The sequence below is a fragment of the Romboutsia sp. 1001216sp1 genome (assembly GCF_039841805.1).
Classification (GTDB): Bacteria; Bacillota; Clostridia; order Peptostreptococcales; family Peptostreptococcaceae; genus Romboutsia_C; species Romboutsia_C hominis.
In genome coordinates, this window is sequence record NZ_JBDPHA010000002.1 from 21889 (window position 1) to 41391 (window position 19503).

At 25.0% G+C, this 19503-nt stretch carries 22 protein-coding genes, 2 tRNA genes and 1 riboswitch; of the genes, 22 read left to right on the forward strand and 2 right to left on the reverse strand.

Annotation, left to right across the window (positions count from 1 at the left end; genetic code table 11):
* From nrdF to ABHC41_RS03265, 4 genes are all read left to right on the forward strand, one after another.
* Positions 1-972: a class 1b ribonucleoside-diphosphate reductase subunit beta gene (nrdF, locus tag ABHC41_RS03250; RefSeq protein WP_271893409.1), complete on the forward strand. Its 972-nt coding sequence runs from the start codon at positions 1-3 to the stop codon at positions 970-972.
* Between the two features lie 148 nt (positions 973-1120).
* On the forward strand, positions 1121-1345 hold the full coding sequence (locus ABHC41_RS03255) for an alpha/beta-type small acid-soluble spore protein (RefSeq protein WP_092925184.1): 225 nt from the start codon (positions 1121-1123) through the stop codon (positions 1343-1345).
* A 161-nt stretch (positions 1346-1506) separates the two neighbouring features.
* Positions 1507-1878 carry a hypothetical protein gene (locus ABHC41_RS03260; RefSeq protein ID WP_092925186.1) on the forward strand — a complete coding sequence of 124 codons (372 nt, stop codon included), beginning with the start codon at positions 1507-1509 and terminating at the stop codon, positions 1876-1878.
* Between the two features lie 372 nt (positions 1879-2250).
* Positions 2251-2787, forward strand: coding sequence for a cytidine/deoxycytidylate deaminase family protein (locus ABHC41_RS03265; protein WP_092925188.1), 537 nt, complete (start codon positions 2251-2253; stop codon positions 2785-2787).
* Between the two features lie 170 nt (positions 2788-2957).
* On the opposite strand, the gene ABHC41_RS03270 is transcribed toward ABHC41_RS03265, so the two are convergent.
* Entirely contained in the window at positions 2958-3506 is a 549-nt protein-coding gene (locus tag ABHC41_RS03270; RefSeq protein WP_092925190.1) for a hypothetical protein, read from the reverse strand.
* A 221-nt stretch (positions 3507-3727) separates the two neighbouring features.
* On the opposite strand from ABHC41_RS03270, the gene ABHC41_RS03275 reads away from it, so the two are divergent.
* From ABHC41_RS03275 to ABHC41_RS03305, 7 genes are all read left to right on the forward strand, one after another.
* On the forward strand, positions 3728-4096 hold the full coding sequence (locus ABHC41_RS03275) for a YtxH domain-containing protein (RefSeq protein WP_240275736.1): 369 nt from the start codon (positions 3728-3730) through the stop codon (positions 4094-4096).
* A 20-nt stretch (positions 4097-4116) separates the two neighbouring features.
* Positions 4117-4452, forward strand: a complete 336-nt coding sequence (locus ABHC41_RS03280; RefSeq protein ID WP_092925194.1) for a hypothetical protein — start codon at positions 4117-4119, stop codon at positions 4450-4452.
* 181 nt (positions 4453-4633) lie between these two features.
* A riboswitch (SAM riboswitch) is annotated at positions 4634-4732 on the forward strand.
* A gap of 120 nt (positions 4733-4852) precedes the next feature.
* Positions 4853-6172 (forward strand): Na+/H+ antiporter NhaC family protein, encoded by a 1320-nt coding sequence (locus ABHC41_RS03285; protein WP_092925196.1) that lies wholly within the window; start codon positions 4853-4855, stop codon positions 6170-6172.
* Positions 6173-6229: 57 nt separating this feature from the next.
* The gene (locus ABHC41_RS03290) at positions 6230-6373 is read left to right on the forward strand and encodes a hypothetical protein (protein WP_166505632.1); all 144 of its coding nucleotides are present in this window, start codon (positions 6230-6232) and stop codon (positions 6371-6373) included.
* A 232-nt stretch (positions 6374-6605) separates the two neighbouring features.
* Complete coding sequence (locus tag ABHC41_RS03295; protein ID WP_195238259.1) at positions 6606-7064, forward strand: L,D-transpeptidase; 459 nt, start codon at positions 6606-6608, stop codon at positions 7062-7064.
* Between the two features lie 58 nt (positions 7065-7122).
* Entirely contained in the window at positions 7123-7359 is a 237-nt protein-coding gene (locus ABHC41_RS03300; protein WP_166505631.1) for a YgjV family protein, read from the forward strand.
* A gap of 218 nt (positions 7360-7577) precedes the next feature.
* On the forward strand, positions 7578-8084 hold the full coding sequence (locus ABHC41_RS03305; RefSeq protein ID WP_195238258.1) for a hypothetical protein: 507 nt from the start codon (positions 7578-7580) through the stop codon (positions 8082-8084).
* 40 nt (positions 8085-8124) lie between these two features.
* Here the strand turns inward: ABHC41_RS03305 and ABHC41_RS03310 are convergent, their stop codons facing one another.
* Positions 8125-8967, reverse strand: coding sequence for a carbon-nitrogen hydrolase family protein (locus tag ABHC41_RS03310; RefSeq protein ID WP_195581602.1), 843 nt, complete (start codon positions 8965-8967; stop codon positions 8125-8127).
* 170 nt (positions 8968-9137) lie between these two features.
* On the opposite strand from ABHC41_RS03310, the gene ABHC41_RS03315 reads away from it, so the two are divergent.
* From ABHC41_RS03315 to ABHC41_RS03365, 11 genes are all read left to right on the forward strand, one after another.
* Complete coding sequence (locus ABHC41_RS03315) at positions 9138-9758, forward strand: DUF4397 domain-containing protein (protein ID WP_195238256.1); 621 nt, start codon at positions 9138-9140, stop codon at positions 9756-9758.
* A gap of 255 nt (positions 9759-10013) precedes the next feature.
* Entirely contained in the window at positions 10014-11114 is a 1101-nt protein-coding gene (wecB, locus tag ABHC41_RS03320) for a UDP-N-acetylglucosamine 2-epimerase (non-hydrolyzing) (protein WP_195238254.1), read from the forward strand.
* 39 nt (positions 11115-11153) lie between these two features.
* Positions 11154-12002 (forward strand): diguanylate cyclase, encoded by an 849-nt coding sequence (locus ABHC41_RS03325; protein WP_092925208.1) that lies wholly within the window; start codon positions 11154-11156, stop codon positions 12000-12002.
* Positions 11992-13608, forward strand: a complete 1617-nt coding sequence (locus ABHC41_RS03330) for a DUF2334 domain-containing protein (protein WP_176698668.1) — start codon at positions 11992-11994, stop codon at positions 13606-13608. Before ABHC41_RS03325 ends, ABHC41_RS03330 begins: the two co-directional genes overlap by 11 nt.
* Before the next feature lie 2 nt (positions 13609-13610).
* The gene (locus ABHC41_RS03335; protein ID WP_166505626.1) at positions 13611-14861 is read left to right on the forward strand and encodes a glycosyltransferase; all 1251 of its coding nucleotides are present in this window, start codon (positions 13611-13613) and stop codon (positions 14859-14861) included.
* An 11-nt stretch (positions 14862-14872) separates the two neighbouring features.
* Entirely contained in the window at positions 14873-16930 is a 2058-nt protein-coding gene (locus ABHC41_RS03340; protein WP_092925214.1) for a cellulose biosynthesis cyclic di-GMP-binding regulatory protein BcsB, read from the forward strand.
* Between the two features lie 71 nt (positions 16931-17001).
* Positions 17002-18042, forward strand: a complete 1041-nt coding sequence (locus ABHC41_RS03345; RefSeq protein WP_271893420.1) for a cellulase family glycosylhydrolase — start codon at positions 17002-17004, stop codon at positions 18040-18042.
* Positions 18043-18091: 49 nt separating this feature from the next.
* Positions 18092-18706, forward strand: coding sequence for a methyltransferase (locus tag ABHC41_RS03350; RefSeq protein ID WP_092925218.1), 615 nt, complete (start codon positions 18092-18094; stop codon positions 18704-18706).
* A 158-nt stretch (positions 18707-18864) separates the two neighbouring features.
* Positions 18865-18953, forward strand: a tRNA-Ser gene (locus tag ABHC41_RS03355).
* A gap of 3 nt (positions 18954-18956) precedes the next feature.
* Positions 18957-19032, forward strand: a tRNA-Phe gene (locus tag ABHC41_RS03360).
* Between the two features lie 264 nt (positions 19033-19296).
* The gene (locus ABHC41_RS03365) at positions 19297-19500 is read left to right on the forward strand and encodes a hypothetical protein (protein WP_092925220.1); all 204 of its coding nucleotides are present in this window, start codon (positions 19297-19299) and stop codon (positions 19498-19500) included.
* Positions 19501-19503: the final 3 nt, after the last annotated feature.

A 19503-nucleotide genomic window follows, 5' to 3' on the forward strand; every position in this document is an offset into this window, starting at 1 on the left:
ATGATATTTAAATTAGAAAAAATACACAAAGCAGTAAACTGGAATAAAGAAGATGATGGATTTACTCAAGCCTTTTGGGAACAAAATGTAAAACAATTTTGGTTACCAGAGGAAATATCAGTTTCAAAAGATTTAAAAGTATTTAATGAATTAAATGAAAAAGAAAAAGAATTATATAAAAAAGTATTAGGTGGACTTACATTACTAGACACTAAGCAAGGAAATGATGGGGTACCATCTATGATGAGCCTTACAGATAACCTTCAAAGAAAAGCAGTATTATCATTTATGGGAACTATGGAAGAAATACATGCTAAAAGTTACTCATCTATATTTATGACACTGCTTTCTAATGATGAAATTGAAGAATTATTTAAATGGATAGAAAGTGAAGAAACACTTCAGAAAAAGGCGGACTTAGTACTAGCCCAATATAAAAATACAAAAGATGAAGAAAGTTTATATTTATCTATGGTAACAAGTGTATTCTTAGAAAGCTTTTTATTCTACTCAGGTTTTTTCTATCCACTATATCTAGCAGGCCAAGGTAAAATGGTTGCAAGTGGAGAAATAATATCTCTTATACTTAGAGATGAATCACTACATGGAAAGTATATAGGACTTCTTTCTCAAGAAATATATGAAAAGTTTGAAGAAGCTAAAAAAGAAGAATTAAAAGATAGAATGTACAAAATACTTGAAGATTTAATGGAAAATGAAATAAACTATACAAACACTATATACAAAGATAGCGGTCTTGAAAGTGAAGTTATAAATTTCTTAAAATACAATGCTAATAGGGCATTAGAGAATTTAGGGTTTAATGAATACTATAAAGTAAGTGAAATAAACCCAATAGTACTAAATGGGCTAAGTACAGAAACCAAAAATCACGACTTTTTCTCGACTAAAGGTAATGGATATCAAAAAGGTGTATATGAAGAATTAAAAGATGAAGATTTCTTAATATAAAAAAATCACTTGGATAAAACCAAGTGATTTTTTAGTTTAATGTTTTATATTAGGTAAAAGCATTTTAATAATCTTATAAATCAAAAATACATAATAATATCATTTAAATTTGATAAAAATATATAAGAAAGTTTAAGGAGGTATTAAAATGTCTAAAAAACCAGCAATAAGTAATGCTAAACAAGCTCTAAATCAAATGAAACTAGAAATAGCAAATGAACTAGGAATATCAAATAGTCATATAGATGGATCTAATGATACATCATATAAAAATGGACATATAGGTGGAAACTTAGGTGGTGTGATGAGTAGAAGATTAGTAGAAATGGGTGAAGAACAGCTACTAAGAGAATATAATAAAAAAAATAAATAATTAACAGGCATTGAGTTGAAAGTCAGTAAACAACTCAATGCTTTTTTTAGTAATTAAAACCATTTTAGTGTAAAAAGTTGACGAATTAAGTAGATGAAATTATAATGAAAGTACAAAGTATAACCACGATTAATAGGTAGGCTATATAAAGGAGATTAAGGATGAGTTCAGAGTTAGCAAGACTAAAAGAATTGTATGAAATATTTTTAGATATGGAAAAATATTCAGTATTATTACCAACAGAAAAGAGGCTTTCAGATTTCGTAAAGGTTACGTTAGACAAAGAACATGAAGTAGTGTATTTAAAAGAAGAAAAACAAGAAAGAAAGTTAAATTCAGATGGGTTTAAGATAAATTTAATTTGTATATTAGAAAGTGTAGAAGATTTTTTAGATAATTCTAATATTATTGATAGATTTAGTGAAGTTGAAGAAGGAAAACTTAGTGAAGAAGAATATATAAAGTATGCAGGTGGTATTTGCTTGGCTAGAGGTAAATATGATAAGATAATTTCAAAACTTTATGTTATATAAATATATATTATGCCTTTAAGTAGATGCTTAAGGGCTATTATTAAAAAAAGACAGAATTTATTTCTGTCTTTTTTTAATAATAAACTGAAAAATAAAGCTATATAAAATTAATGACTAAGGAGCATGATTAAAGGGATAGTAATATTATTACTAAAAAAATATATTATATACATTTATGTTAAATAAGTAGTTAAATATTACAAATTTATAATAACTCTTGAAAAAATAATGACGTGTGAGTTAAGATGATTTTAAGAAAATAAAAAATAAGATTATAGATGCGGGTATAATGATTAGATTTAACTAAGGTTATAGGGATTTTGACATATAAAGATATTTATAAATAATAAATGAACAGAAGGAGCATATCATATGAGAAAATTATTTACAGAGTGGGCGATGGATATAGCCGAAGATAGTAAAGTTAGAAGTACGTGTGTTTCAAGACAAGTAGGAGCTGTAATTATAAAAGGAAAGCAAATTATAGCTACAGGTTATAATGGAAGTCCTGCTGGAACTATTCATTGTTCAGATATTGGCTATTGCGAGAGAAAAAAAAGAGGTATACCTTCAGGACAAGGCTTAGAACTATGTCGAGCTGGGCATGCTGAAGCAAATGCTATAATACAATGTGCTAAACATGGAATAAGCTGTGAAGGAGCTACATTGTATGCTACTACTCAACCTTGTGTATTTTGCTCAATATCTATTATTCAAGCAGGAATAAAAAAAGTAATATTTAAAGGAGAGTATCCTACAGGCTTAGGCCAGCAGCTATTTGAAGAAGCTGGAATAGAATACATTAAATATGAAGATGCATTAAAACAAGAGCAAGAAGAACAAGAAGCTAAACGTGAGAAAGAGAAGAAACGTGTTCAAGAATTCTTAAGTAAGCCAAGGAGCTATTAAAAGGCTAGGCTAAACAATTTAGCTTTTATAGAAAAATATATAATAATTCATTGTTTATTTATATTCAACAATGATTACTGTAAAAAGATATATTAAATATAAACAAAGCTACTTAACATATGTTAAGTAGCTTTGTTTATATTTAATAGTGTTGAGTTTAATATAATATTTTACCTTAAATACTTTCTATAGTAATATACAATCATAAAAAAAGCACCACATGAAGCATCTATTAAATCCATCATGGTATCTTTTAAACCGCCAGATTGCGTATTCATCTTAAATAAGACATCTAGTAAATATTCACATATTTCACAAATTGCTGATATGCCCATTGCAAAGAAGAAAAGAATCATACATATTAAAAGTTTATTATTTTTACTACTAATATTTTTTAGTATATTAAATCCAATTTTAACAGATATAAATCCAGACCAAAAATGAAGAAAATCATCATAAAATGGGATTATATCGTAAAGTCCATAACATGAACCTAGTAAAAAAGAAGATAATATAAAAATGTTTCCAATTATGTACAATGGGTAGTCAAGTATAGCTAAGTTTTTTAAATAAGCTTTAGTAAGCACAAAAGTAATTATAAGCGAAATTAAGCTAATTACGCTTTTTCCAAATTCTTTGTTAAATAGAAAAAATATTATAGATAAAATATAAATAATGTAAAGTAATATACTAAATTTCTTAATATCTTTATGTTTCATAGCAATTCCTACCTTCCATAATTATTATATTATTATGTGCATACGTATAAATAAAATGTAAGTTTAATTTATATAATTTAATTTAGCTGAAATATAAAAAAATAAATAGAAAAATAAATTATTTTGTTTTAAAACTTACTAATTTGGGTATATATGTATTAGAAATATTAGAAAAATAGTAAAAAATAGTATAATACAAATTAACAATAGGAGTGATGAGCATGAGTTTAGCAAAAAAAATAGAACAAAAGAAAAAAGCTAAAAAAGCAAAAGAAAGAAATAAAAAGATAAAAATAGCTACACTAGGTGTTGCAACAGGTGCTATAACAGGAATACTAGGTGGGGTTTTATTAGCTCCTAAGTCAGGAAAAGAAACTAGAGAAGATATAAAAAATACAGCTAAAGATATAAACACAAATGTAAGTGAAAAGGCTGCCAAAACAAAAGAAAAATTAACTACAAATGTAAATGAATCTAAGAGAAGAATAAAAGAGTATTTAGATAGTAAAAAGAAAGAAAATGAAGACGTAGTAGATACTAATGTTGTAGAATTATTACAAGCTCCACAAGAAGCTAAGGATAAAGAATAATTGCTATGGAGAATAACATTATGTACATAGATTTAAATGTAATATATATAATACTAGCATTATTAGGTATAGGTGCATTAATATTTTTAATAATAACTTTAAAAAATATTAATGAATTTATTAAAAATATCAATACAGTGGTATCAACAAATTCTGATGACATACATACAGTAGTAGGTAAATTACCTAATTTAGTTGATAATATCAGCGATATTAGTGAAAATGTAAAAGACGTTGCGGAAGTTGCAACAGATGTAACAGCAGATATAGTAGTGGCTAAAGAAAATGTAAAATCTAATGTTGAGATATTTACTGAAATATTAAATATATTAAAATCTGTATTTATTAATAAATAGTCATAAAAGTCATAATTAAATCATAATTTAATTATGACTTTTTTTATTTGCTAATATATCATAATAAATTAAGATGTATAAAAAATTAATATATATAATTTATAAGTAGATTTATTAGAATAATTAAAAAATAATATTGACAAAATTGTGAAAATTAACTATTATATAAATAATTAAATAATTCTTATCAAGAGTGGCGGAGGGACTGGCCCGACGAAGCCCAGCAACCAGTATTATTATACGGGTGCTAAATCCTGCAGCATAAGCTGAAAGATGAGAGTATAATTTTTGCTGTCAAAGCCTGAGTTATCTCAGGTTTTTTTTATTAAAAAATATCAGGTATATTTAAATAAATTAAAATTATACTCTTTAGAAGTTTTAATATAAAGGGAGGTATATTATGAAAGAAGAAGCAAAAAAAGGTAGTATATTAGGATTATTACCACTGGGTGTATTTTTAATAGTATTTTTAGGTAGCGGGGTAATAACTGGGGATTTTTATAAAATGCCAGCAATAGTAGCATTTATAATCGCAACTATAGTAGGATTTTCTCTTAATAGAAAAGTTAGTTTAGGAGAAAAGATAGAAGTATTTTGTAAAGGTGCAGGTAATATAGATATAATATCTATGATTATGATATTTATACTTGCAGGTTCTTTTTCAAGTGTAGCTAAGGCAATGGGAGGTGTTGACTCAACTGTTAATTTAAGTTTATCAATTCTTCCTCCTAATCTTTTAGTATCAGGGTTATTTGTAATAGGATGTTTTATATCTATATCTATGGGAACATCAATGGGAACAATAGCAGCACTTGGGCCAATAGGCATAGGAATTGCAGCTAAAACAGGAATACCAGCACCATTAGTAATAGGAGCTGTTGTAGGTGGAGCTATGTTTGGAGATAATTTATCTATGATATCAGACACTACAATAGCAGCAACCAAAACTCAAGGATGTGAATTAAAAGATAAATTTAGAGTAAATTTCTTAATAGTTTTACCAGCAGCTATTATAACTGCTATATTATTAGCTACTATAACATCAGGGTATAGTTTAGGTGGTAGCACAAGCTATAGATATGATTTTATAAAAGTTTTACCATATTTAGGAGTGTTATTAGGAGCTTTATGTGGAGTAAATGTATTTGTTTTACTTAGTTTTGGAGTAGTATTTGCAGGTGCAATAGGACTATTTACAAATTCATTTGGGTTATTTGGATTTATAGAAGCTATATCAGGTGGTATATCAGGAATGTATGAATTATGTCTACTTGTTATAATAATCGGAGGACTTGTAGAACTTATAAAATTAAATGGTGGAATAGACTTTATACTTAATTTTATAAGTAGTAAAATAAAAACTAAAAAAGGTGCAGAGTTTGGTATAGCAGCATTAGTAAGTATAGTAGATTTATGTACAGCAAACAACACTATAGCAATAGTAACAGCAGGGCCACTTGCAAAAGATATAGCTACAAAATTTGATATAGATAATAGAAAAACTGCAAGTATATTAGATATATTCTCATCTTGTTGGCAAGGCATAGTTCCATATGGTGCACAAGTATTAACAGCTGCAGGGATGGTAGGAATATCTCCTGTTGAATTAATTAAATATCTACATTATCCTTGGTTAATGTTAGCTTGTGGAATAATAGCTATAACATTTGGTATTCCAAACTTAAATAAAGTTAATAAAAGGAAAAAAGAAGTAGCTTAATGTAACTATAAAATTTTAGTTTCATATAATATAATAAAAGCAATACTGGAGGAGATTATGGCATTAGGTGACTATGATTTCTTAGTAGGAGTAGTATCGACTTTTATAATAACATCATCCTATGAAATATCAATATATACTATAAATCAAGCTCGATGTATAGTTAAATCATATAAGTATATGAAACATAATAATACTTAAAAAGTGAAGTTTTAAAACTTCACTTTTTTTACGCTTAAGGAAATTATGATATTTCAAAAATTAGTAGATAATTATTACAGTTAAGTAATACCAATCAGTTTAGCGAGTGTAAAAAATAAACTTAATATTTTTACATTCGTACAATAATAGTTAAATTAACTGAAATATCACATAAAGTTTATAATTAGCATAATTATAATAAATATTATTATGAGAAGGTGAAATATTATTTATGAATAGATACTATAGACAGATAGATTACAGCAAATTTGATAAAAATATGGAAGAGTTTGTAAATGAGAATCATATAAAAAGTGATACAGGCTATATTATAATTACATCTACTAAAGATAAACTTACCTATATATTAAAAAAAGTAGATGATAGATTTAAGGTACTGCACGTTTGGAGTAGCACTGTAGGAAAAAGCTCAACTCCTACAATAAAGGGTATATTTAAGTCAGGTATAAAGTATCCTGCTATAGGGGGAGAAAAAAGTTCAGCAAAATATGCAATGAATATAGTAGATGATTACTATTACCACTCAATACTATATGATCCTAAGGGACTTTATGTAATAGATGATAGACTTGGAGTAGCTATAAGTATGGGATGTATAAGATTAGCTACAGAAAATGCTAGATGGATGTATGATAATATACCTATTAATACTACTATAATAATAAAATAGTTATATAAAAATATAAATATCAAATAATAGTTATAAGAAATAAAAAGGAGATAATTTTATGATTAGCTTTGACCCTATTGAATGGATTGGATATTCAGCATCCTTATTTATAGTTATATCATTAACGATGACATCTATAGTAAAGCTTAGAATTATAAATTCTATAGGATGTTTTTTATTTGTAGTTTACGGATTATATGTAAAAGCATATCCTGTTGCCATATCTAATGCGCTTATAATTATTATAAATATATATAATTTATATAATATTTATAAATATAAAGAAAAAAATTAAATTACAAAATATTATTTAATAGCGTAGATATTTTATCTATGCTATTTTTTGTTAAAAGTAAATATTTTCTATATTAATAGATTAGATAAACTAAAATATTAAAAAGGTATAATATTTTAAATAACAATAGTGAGATAAAATATGTTTATTAACTAAGTAAATTGATATATTATATATAATAATAAAAATTATAATTAAAATAGAAAAGAGGACTAAATGTGAATAAAACAATAAGAGAGATTGATAAGGATATAAATAGATGTAAAAACTTAATTGAAGAAAATAACTATTTAGAAATAGTTATAGGATTAGAAGAACTAATAGATAAATATAATTCATGTATAGAAAATATAAAAAAATATGATGGTAGAGTATGGAATTACTCAAAATCTGATTTAGAAAAATTAATGAAAGAATTATTAGGATACAAAAAAGAATTAAGTATAAGAGAATATAAAAAGGAATTAACTAAATTAGTAGATTCTTCAATAGATTATATTAAAAATCATGATACACTAAATAAAAGTAAAAAAATAAATCTTATAGAAGTAATAAGAGATCTTCATAATATAAGCAATGAAGATCTAGGTAAAGAAAAGCTTTGGGAAGAGTTAAGAATATATATAAGGTTAGCAAGTGATGAAGATATAGAAGTAGGGAGTAAGTTGATATCTATTATTAACTATGTATTAGATTTTGACAAAGCTAAAAACTTAGTTCAATAATTACAAATAAATTAAACTAAGATAATATATTAAAATAAATTTATACTTTAGAATTATCTGTATATGATACATTATACAAATCATTTCTACGATGCTTTAATAAAGGTAGTTGATTTCTTATTTTTTCAACATATGAAAAGTCGATATCTGCTATAAAGTAGCCCTCTTTTTCATCTAATCTATTTAATACTTCCCCAAATGGAGAAACTAAAATAGAGTTTCCATAAGATATATAAGAAGAATTATTGTTTCGGGAAGAAGAACATCCTATTGTATAAACTTGATTATCAACAGCTCTAGATTTAAATAGTAGCTCCCAATGAATAGGTCCTGTAGTCATGTTGAATGATGCAGGAACTATTATAGCCTTAGCGCCTTTATCAACCATTATTTTGCATATCTCAAAAAATCTAAAATCATAGCAAATACAAAGACCAATTTTTCCAAATTCAGTATCAAATACTGTAACATCATTTCCAGATGATAATGTATCAGATTCTAAAAATTTTTGGCCAGCATCTATAGAAATATCAAATAGATGTATTTTTCTATGTTTTGCTATCTTATTTCCACATCGATCAAAAACATAAGAAGTATTATATATTTTACTATTATCTTTTTCAGGAATGGATCCAGCTACCAAATATATATTATATTTTTTAGCTATATCAGATAAAATATTATAAAGATTTCCTCCTTCTACCTCACAATAAACAGGAAAATTCTTATTATCATAAGGGCAGCAAAACATTTCTGGAAGTATAACTAAATCTATTTTAGATTTATTAATGGCTAAATTTATATATCTCTCTATAGTGGATATATTCTTTAATTTATTAGAATTAACATCTATTTGTATAACTAAAGTTTTTATAAAAATCACCTCAATTTAATTAAATCTAGTATAAGATATTTATATTTTAATAGTAGTTTATCTATACAAACATTGCATTAAAAAAATGAAAATATATGAAATCAACTTATAAAGTAACAAATAAAATAATGGACACATATTATATAAAGAATGAACATTGTCATCAAGGGGGATTTAAAATGGATTGTTTACAAATAAAAGAAGGAAAATCTTTAGTTAGAGTATTTCAGGCCGCTCCACAAATCGGTAAAGTAGACATTTATATTGATGGGGCACTTGTATTTAGCGGATTAGATTTTATGGAATTTACAGAGTATTTAGAGTTAGAAGAAGGAGAACATACAGTAGGTATATACTTATCTGGAACTACTGAAAATCCAGTTATAAATCAAATGCTTGAAGTAGATGAAGGGCAAATGTATACCGTAGCAGTGACAGGGAATATAGGGGATTTATCTTTATTAGTTATAAAAGACTATTCAGAAAAACAACCATCAAGCGAATATTCTACATTTAGAGTTATACATTTATCACCAAATGCACCAGCAGTAGATATACTAGTAAATGGAGAGACATTCTTTGAAGATATCGGATTTAGAGAGGGAACTAGTTATGTAGATGTAAACCCAGGAACGTATAATGTAAAATTAGTAGTAAGTGAAAGTAAAGATGTAGTTTTTCCGTTAAGGGTTAAATTAAATCCAGATAGAATATATACTATATATGCAATTGGTCAATTAGGTAGTTTAGGTGTTATACAATCAGTTGATGGGAATACTTATTTATGTAAAGAAGCTTAATTTATATTAAACACTAAAATATAAGAGAAGCATACCTTTGAACATATTAACAGTTTAATGGTATGCTTAATTTATAATTGATAGAATAAATTTAGTAATAAAAAATATAATAAATAATATCAAAATAAAAATATAATCTACAAAAAAATAATAAATAACAATAAATTTTGACATCATATTGTAGTTAATGTAATATATTGAGAGATAATAATATAGATAAAAATTATTATGGAATAATATACAGGGGTGAAGTAAATGAAAATAATGACAGTATTTGGGACTAGGCCTGAAGCCATAAAAATGGCACCTTTAGTTAAAGAGTTGGAGTCTAGAGATAATATAGAGTCTATAGTTTGTGTAACAGCACAACATAGAGAAATGTTAGATCAAGTACTAGACGTATTTAACATAAAGGTTAATTATGATTTAAATATTATGAAGTCAAATCAATCTTTGTCTCAAATAAGCACGAATATAATGAATGGGTTAGATAAAGTTATAAAAGAAGTAAAGCCAGATATAATACTTGTACATGGAGATACAACTACAACGTTTATATCATCCTTAGTTGCTTTTTATAATCAAGTTAAAGTAGGTCATGTAGAGGCAGGTTTAAGAACCTATAATAAATATTCTCCTTTTCCAGAAGAGTTAAATAGACAGTTAACATCTGTTATAGCTGATATACACTTTGCACCAACAGAAAAATCAAAGGATAATTTGATAAAAGAAGGAAAAAATCCTGAAAAAATATATATAACTGGAAATACTGCAATAGATGCATTAAAAACCACTATAGATAAGGAATACAAAAGTGAAATAACTGACAAAATAGGAAAAAACAGAATGATACTTTTAACATGCCACAGAAGAGAAAATCTAGGTAGCAATATGAAGAATATATTTAAAGCAGTAAATAAAATATCTATGGAATTTGATGATGTAGAAATAGTGTATCCAATACATTTTAATCCTCAAATAAGAGATTTAGTTAAAGAAGAATTCAAAGGTAATAAAAAGGTACATGTAATAGAACCTTTAAGTGTAGTTGAATTTCATAATTTATTAAATAAGTCATATCTAATACTAACAGATAGTGGAGGCATACAAGAAGAAGCTCCATTTCTTGGGAAGCCAGTTCTTGTATTGAGAGAAACTACCGAAAGACCAGAAGGGATTAAGGCTAAAACTTTAAAATTAGTAGGTACAAATGAAGATAACATATATAAATACACAAAGGAATTACTAACTAACAAAAAATTATATAATGAGATGTCAAAGGCTTCAAATCCTTATGGAGATGGGCTTGCAAGCAAATACATTGTCGATATTATTGAAAAAATATATCAAAATTAAATTTAATCAGAAGAATGAATAAAAGAAAGTAGTGAAAATATGAATAGAATTTCCAAAAAGATAGATGGATATTTTTTAGGACTAATATTAGAGTTATTTATAATCACCATGTTATTTGTATTTGATATTAAATTTCAAACACAAAATTTAAGTTTTATAATGTTTTGTATAACATTTTTTACTATAATTATGACTTACACAGGGGGAATAATTATAGGGCTTATAGCAACATCAGTTTCTATATTTATATATGCAGCATATATATTTTATATAAATCTAACGAAAAATGTAGAAATAACATATATGTCTTATATATGGATGATATTTATGCCAATAATATCTTATACAACAGGAAAGTTTACAAATAGTATAAATAATCTTCAACAATCAAATCTTAAGCTAGAAAATGAATATAAAAATTTGGTTACTATACATGAGGATACAGGATTATTTAATATAAAAGCATTTTATATGAATCTAGAAAGAGAGATGAGTAAGGCTAAAAGGCATGAAACTCAATTATCTTTAATGCTTATAAACTTACCATACTATAAAGAAATAAAGAACATACTTGGGGAAGTTAAAACTAACAAACTAATGAAAGATATAAGCAATATAGTTGTAAAGTCTACAAGAATAGAAGATGAAAGATACACAATAGAAAATGATACTATAGCTATAATAATGCCAAATACAGATGAATTTGGTGCTAATATAGTAAAAGAAAGAATAAAAACAGGTATAGATGAACTTAGTCTAAGCTTGAAAAATAATAAAAATTACATAAATATAGACACAAAAATAGCAGCAGTAGAGTATAAAAAAAATATAAAGTCTCCTATTGAATATAAAACATATGTACAAGAGGAATTACAATATGATGTTTAAAAAAAAATTTATAATAGAAATAACTATTATAATTAGTATAATTTTAGCAAGTTCAAGTGGAATTTATAGTGAAAATAATAGCAATAAAAAATCTCTTATAGTTTATGAAACTAAAACTAAATTTAAGTCTAATGTTAATACAGTAAATCACCTTAATGAGCTACTATACGTATTTAATAATAAAGTGGACAATATTAATATAAATGATTATAAAAAAGGATGTTTAAACAATTATGACTATGTCTTTGTTATAAATATAAACAATAATATAGAGAATAAAATATTTTTAGAAGATATTAATAATTACAATAAACGTATATACTGGATAGGGGATAAAATTGCAAATTTACTAGAGTATAATAATAAATATTCAATAAAGTACATATATAAAAATAATAATATAACAAGATTAAACTATAAAGGAGACGATATAGTATTAGAAAATGAAAGTGATTACAACATAATACAACCAAGTAGTAAAAGTAATATTATTGCTACTATGAGTGATGGATATAACACATACCCATATATATTGCAAGATAAAAATTTGTATTATATATCTGATTGGAACATGTATGAATCTTATATATTTGAAGATACGTTAAATGATTTCTTTGAACGAACTTCTTTTGAAGAAAGTAAAATATTTGTAAAAATAGAAGATGTAAATCCTCTTAGTGACACAAAAAAATTAGAGGATTTAGCTAATTATTTATATGAAGAAAATATACCATTCATAATATCTTTAACACCTACTTATCGAGATAAGAGTATTAAAGAATTAATCACTCTAGATGAAAATTTTATAAATACTATAAAATATATGCAAGATAAAGGTGGTAGTGTTATATTAAATGGATACTATCATAATAGAAAAGAAAAATCAGATGAAGATGAGTATGAATTTTTTAATAAAGAGATATTAAATAGTAAAAGTGAAGATATAAATATATATATTAAAAATAGGTTATTAAGTGGACTAAGATTATGTATAGAAAATGATATATACCCATTGGGATTTGAAGCACAAAAATATGCTATGATTCAAGATGGGTATAAAGAAATCAAAAAATACATATCTACATATATGGGGAGATACCAAAATAATAGTGAAATTTTTAATATGAGTACATTTCCATATATAATAAAAGATAGTAAAAATTTTAATACACTAATACCGGAAAATTTAGGATATATAGCTAAAGATGACAAATTAGCGGTAGATAAAATAAAATATAATTATTATAAACTATCTATGGTAAGAGGTCATACTGGAGGATTTTTTTTCCATACTGATGTAGACACAAACTATTTAAAAGAGTGTATAGAATATCTTAAATCTAAAAATGTAAGCTTTTTAGATTTAAAAAAAGAAAACAACTATATAAATATAGATGATATAAAAATAGAATCAAATAACAAGAATATAATAACAAGTTATGATAAGTATAAATCTATAAGAAAACACAATGATTTAGTGTTTAATAAGTCTATAAATAAGTTAAATGATATAGTTGTAAAGTTTGTTGTTGTAGTATTGCTAATATTTATATTAATCTTTATAGTATTTAAGATTATAAATAGACGAAAGTTTACAAGGAGATAATTATGATAGGTTTAGTAGATTATATATTTTTAATTTCCTTATCATCTATATGGGCTATACTCTTAACAAATATAATACTAGCTATAAGTGGATATATATATTATTTAAAGAGTCTTAAATTTAAAGATGAAAAATTAAAAGAGTTCCCTTTTGTATCAATACTAGTACCAGCACATAATGAAGGCAAGGTAATTGGTAAAACTGTAGAATCTTTATTACTACTAGATTATCCTATAGATAAAATGGAACTTATCGTTATAAATGATAATTCTAGTGATAATTCCAAGGAAATATTAGAAAATATAAAAAATAGATATAGAAATTATAATTTTACCATCATAAATACGGATAATATAACAGGTGGTAAAGGAAAATCAAATGCACTAAATATAGGATATCAAATATCTAAGGGAGAATATATTGCAATATATGATGCTGACAATACACCAGAAAAAACTGCACTAAGATATTTGATACAGACCATAGTTAAAGATGAAAAACTAGGGGCTGTTATAGGAAAATTTAGAACTAGAAACAAGCATAAAAACATATTAACTAAGTTTATAAATATAGAAACTCTAAGTTTTCAATGGATAGCTCAAGCAGGTAGAAAACAATTATTAGGTCTTTGTACTATACCAGGCACTAATTTTGTACTTAGAAGAAGTACTATAGAAAAATTAGGAGGATGGGACACAAAGGCAATAGCAGAGGATACAGAAATAAGTTTTAGGATTTATAAAATGGGACAAAGAATAACATATGTCCCTCAATCAGTAACCTGGGAGCAAGAACCAGAAACTGTAAATGTATGGATAAAGCAACGAACAAGATGGGTAAAGGGAAATATATATGTATTAGTTAAGTATATTACTAATTTATTTAAGGGCAAACAAAATAGAGTGCTGTTTGATATACTATACTTCTTTTCAGTATATTTTCTATTTTTAACATCTGTTGTATTATCAGATATAATATTTATTTTAGGAATATTTAAAATAGTAACTATAAATATCCCATTTGATTTTTTTACTATATGGATACTATCATATATACTATTTGTAATACAGGTATCTATAACACTTAGTATGGAAAAGGGAGAGAGTAATTTAAGCAATATATTTTTAGTTGGGCTTATGTATTTTACATATTCTCAAATGTGGCTATTTGTTGCTATAAAAGGAATGGTTGGGTATTTTTCTGACGCTATACACAAAAGAGAAGTTAAGTGGTATAAAACCGAACGATTTTAGGAGAAAATAAAATGAGATTAATAGCAATAATGATATCATTAATTATTAGTTTTACAAGCTGTGATATAGTTTTTGCACAGCAAAATGTAAAAAATTACAAATTTAAAAATGACATAACTATGAATGGGGTTATAAGTAGTACTAATAAATATTTTGAAGTTCCTAAAAATGCTTTAGTTGAAAAAACTAAGATTAACTTAGTATTTACAAAAAGTGAACTATTAGATGTGAATTATTCTACAATAACAATAATTGTAAATGATGTGCCAATCCATTCAGAACGATTAGATGGAAATAAGGAATATAAAAAAGAAATAAATATAGATATACCAAAAGATTTAATAAAGACAGGTTATAATAAAGTAGAGATAAAAGCTTATAAAACTATTTCTGATAAGGTTTGTAGAGATGACTCAAATACAGCTAACTGGTTAGTAGTACATAAGGAATCAAATATAAGTGTATCCTATAATTATAAGCCAACATCTAATTTGATAAGCGAGTACAAAGATACTTATATAAATGAAAATGGAAGAAATGAATTAGAAACTAGTATATTAATACCAGATAATTATTCAAGTGAAGAATTAACTTCGGCTATGATACTTAGTAGTGGTTTTGGAGAAAAAATAATAAATGATAATGTTAATTTTGATATAAATCTATACTCTCAATTTAAAAACAAGGATAAAAATGTTATATATATAGGCAATAAAAGTAATACTTCAAGTGAAATACTTAATTTATTAACTGCAAAAGAAAAAGAAGATTTGGATAAAAATTGTATTATAAAAAATACAAATTCAATATTTGATAAAAATAAAAAAATGCTTATCATAATATCCAATAATGAAGAACTACTTAAAAAAGCTAGCAAACTTATAAATAGTAAAGATTTAATAAATGAATTAAACAAAGATAGCATAATTATAAATGAAGGTACGGATGTAGATGACATATATAATTATAAAAATAAAAATAGATTGAATTTTAAAGATTTAGGTTATGATAATATTACATTGAAAGGACCATTTACACAAGAATCAATAATAGATATAAGTATACCTAAAAGCAAAGAAGTTAAAGAAGGTAGTAAAATAAATTTAAATATTAGATATGGTGAGAATTTAGATTTTGAAAGATCTTTAGTAACTATATATGTAAATAATATACCTATAGGAAGCAAGAAACTAACAAAGGAAAATGCCAATAATGATACCGTAGAGCTTAACCTTCCAAAAGAAACTTTAAATCAAAATTATTATCAAATCAAAATTGTATTTAATTTAGAACTATTAGATTTAGCTTGTGTAACTAGAGATACTGATAATCCATTTGCATATATATCAAATGAATCATATATAGAATTTGATTACAATGATACCAATAATTTAACTATGAAAAATTATCCGTATCCATTTGTTAAGGATGATAAAGTTAATGATACAGTAGTTGTAGTACCCGATAAATTAGACTCAACAGCATTAACGCAAATAGGTAGTATAATATCCTATATAGGTCATAGTATTAAATATAACAATGGAGATATAAGATTTATAAAATCAAGTGATTTAAAATCAGATGATAAAAAAAGTAATTTAATAATAATAGGAACTCCAACTAATAATTTAACTATAAAAGATGTTAATAAATATCTAAATTTAAAATTTAATAAAGATTATTTAGGATTTGAAAGCAACGAAAAGATAAAATTCATAGGAGATTATTCAAAACAACTATCATCTATACAACTTACAAAATCGCCATATAATAAAGATAAGGGTATGATGGTTATTGCATCAACAGAAATGAAGGATTTAGCATTAAGTACTAGATATTTAAATGATTTAGATCTCACAAAGTCATTAAAAGGCGATACTATAGTAATTGATAGAGAAGGAAATATAAAAGATTTAAATTATAAGTTAGATGATGTAGATGAAAATAAAGAGACTAAAGAAGTAAATAAACTAGATAATAAAAGTAAACAGTTTATAATAGTTGCATCAGTATTACTTTTAATGGTTATATCAGCAACAGTTTTATTAGCTTTAAAATATAAAAAATAATATATAAATATAAAATACTAAGCTTTATAACTAATGCTTAGTATTTTATATTTAAAAAAGATAGGAGAGCTATGAGAAAAAAAATATTAATAATAATTACTTCATTAGTAATACTAAGCGTTATTTTTGCTATTAAAAGTACTAACAAAAATAATACTATAACAGAAAAGATAAAATCTGTTAACTTATCAACTGATTATGAAATAGAACAAGCTTTAAAGGATATAGATGATTTGAAAGTGAATACTGTTAATGTACCTATAGTTATAGAAATACCAGATTTAGACTCAAATAATATGAAAATAAATTCTTATAGTAAAGAAAAAGCCATAAGATTAATAAAAATACTGAAATCAAAAGGTATAAATATTATATTAGAAGCATATCCGTGGATAGCTAATGGAAGTAAATATGAAACTGATTATAACCCCGTAAATAAGGAAAAATTCTTTGAAGATTGGAAAAATATATTAAATATTTTAATTAAGGATATAGCAAATAAGTACGATGTAGATATAATGATTATAGCATCAAATTTCTCAAAGTTAGAGATGTATGAAGATAACTGGTGTGATATAGTTAATTTTGTTAAAGGGCGATTTAAGGGAGAAGTAACATATAAGACTACATGGTGGTATACAGCTAGTTGGGATAGAAAGAGTAATGAGGATTATTACAAAAAATTAAATAATAAAATATTTTCTAAAGTAGATTTTATATCTATAGCAGCTTATTTTGAACTTAGTGATAAAAAAGAAAATACAGTAAAAGAATTAGTAAATGCTTTAAACTCTACTACTATATATAATAGAAATCAAAATGTGGTCGAAGAAATATATAGATTCTATGAAAAATATAATAAGCCTATCTACTTTGCTGAATTAGGATTTCCTAAAAAAGATAATGCAGCAACACATCCATGGAATAGTGAAGTGTCCAATGTAGAAAATGGAAAAGAACAAGCTAGATGTTTTAACGCTTATAAAATTGTATTTGAAGATAAAGACTACATAAAAGGATTTTCTATATTTGCAGTAGGAAAAAAGGGAAAAGATAAAAATTTTTATCCATCAAAGGAAAGTATAGAAATTATATTTAAATGGTATTACTAATCTGAATAGAGTTTCAATAAAAAATATATTTAGATAGGAAATGAAATAAATGACAGAAAAAGAATATGAAAAATTATTAAATATAGATACTTTAGGAGAAGAATTATGGAGTGAAAAAGTAAGGCATTATCATCCATATCAAGCTACATCATATGAATGTTTAGACGAATTATTTAAAATATACAGCTTAAATGAAGATGATTTTATAGTTGATTTTGGATGTGGGAAAGGTAGGCTAAACTTTTATATAAATTATAGATTTAATTCTAATGTAGTTGGAATAGAAATGGAGGAAAAGTATTATAAAGAATGTATTAAAAATAAAGAAGCGTATGTAAGTGAACATAAGAAAGGTAAAGAAAAAATAGAATTTAAATGTTGCTATGCACAAGATTATGAAATAAAAAGTAAAGATAATAGATTTTATTTTTTTAATCCATTTTCAGTACAGATATTTAGGAAGATAGTAGAAAATATATTAGATTCAGTATATAAAAGTGAAAGGTATATTGAGTTAATATTGTATTATCCTAGTGATGATTATATATATTATATAGAAAATGAGACACCATTTATGCTAAAAGAAGAAATACAGTTAGAAAAGTTATATAAGAAAGATGTTAATGAAAGATTCTTAGTTTATAATATACCATATTATGCATAATATAATGAGATTAAAAGATACTATATAAAATAGAAATAAGTATTTGAAATGCTCATTTCTATTTTATATAGTTTTTGAAATAAAAGGAAAAATATAAAAATTATTGAAAAATGTAAAAATTTATGATATATTAATAAATATAAGAGATAAAAATCATTGGAGAGGTGTCCGAGTGGTTTAAGGAGCTGGTCTTGAAAACCAGTGATGCTTAACGGCACCGTGGGTTCGAATCCCACCCTCTCCGCCATATGCCCAGATAGCTCAGTCGGTAGAGCAGGGGACTGAAAATCCCCGTGTCGGTGGTTCGATTCCGCCTCTGGGCACCAGTAAGGCATCTAGAATATAGATGCTTTTTTTATAAATTTTAAATTAATTATAAATCTACTGATAGATACTTAAATTAAAAATAATGACTATGTACTTTAGATATTATATATGAAATTTTTATTGGAAATTAAAACGCATAAATCCATTAATTTGGATTTATGCGTTTTTTAATACATTTATTACTAAGCCACAATTGGTTTAAAGTATGCATTAAAAAAAACATAGGTGGAAATCTAATAAAAAGAAAAGAAAGGGATGTTTATATGAGAAAAGTAAATAACAGTAAAAGAATATTAGATGAAAATCCACAGTTAACTGATTTAGTTAATCATGCACAAACATATACAGATATAAGAAATGCTATAGAAAATGAAAATGAATCAGTTAGTAAGAAAATACATTATAAACAAAAGCCTAAAGCTTTGACATATGATGAAATGCAACCATATAATACAAAATATAAATAAAAT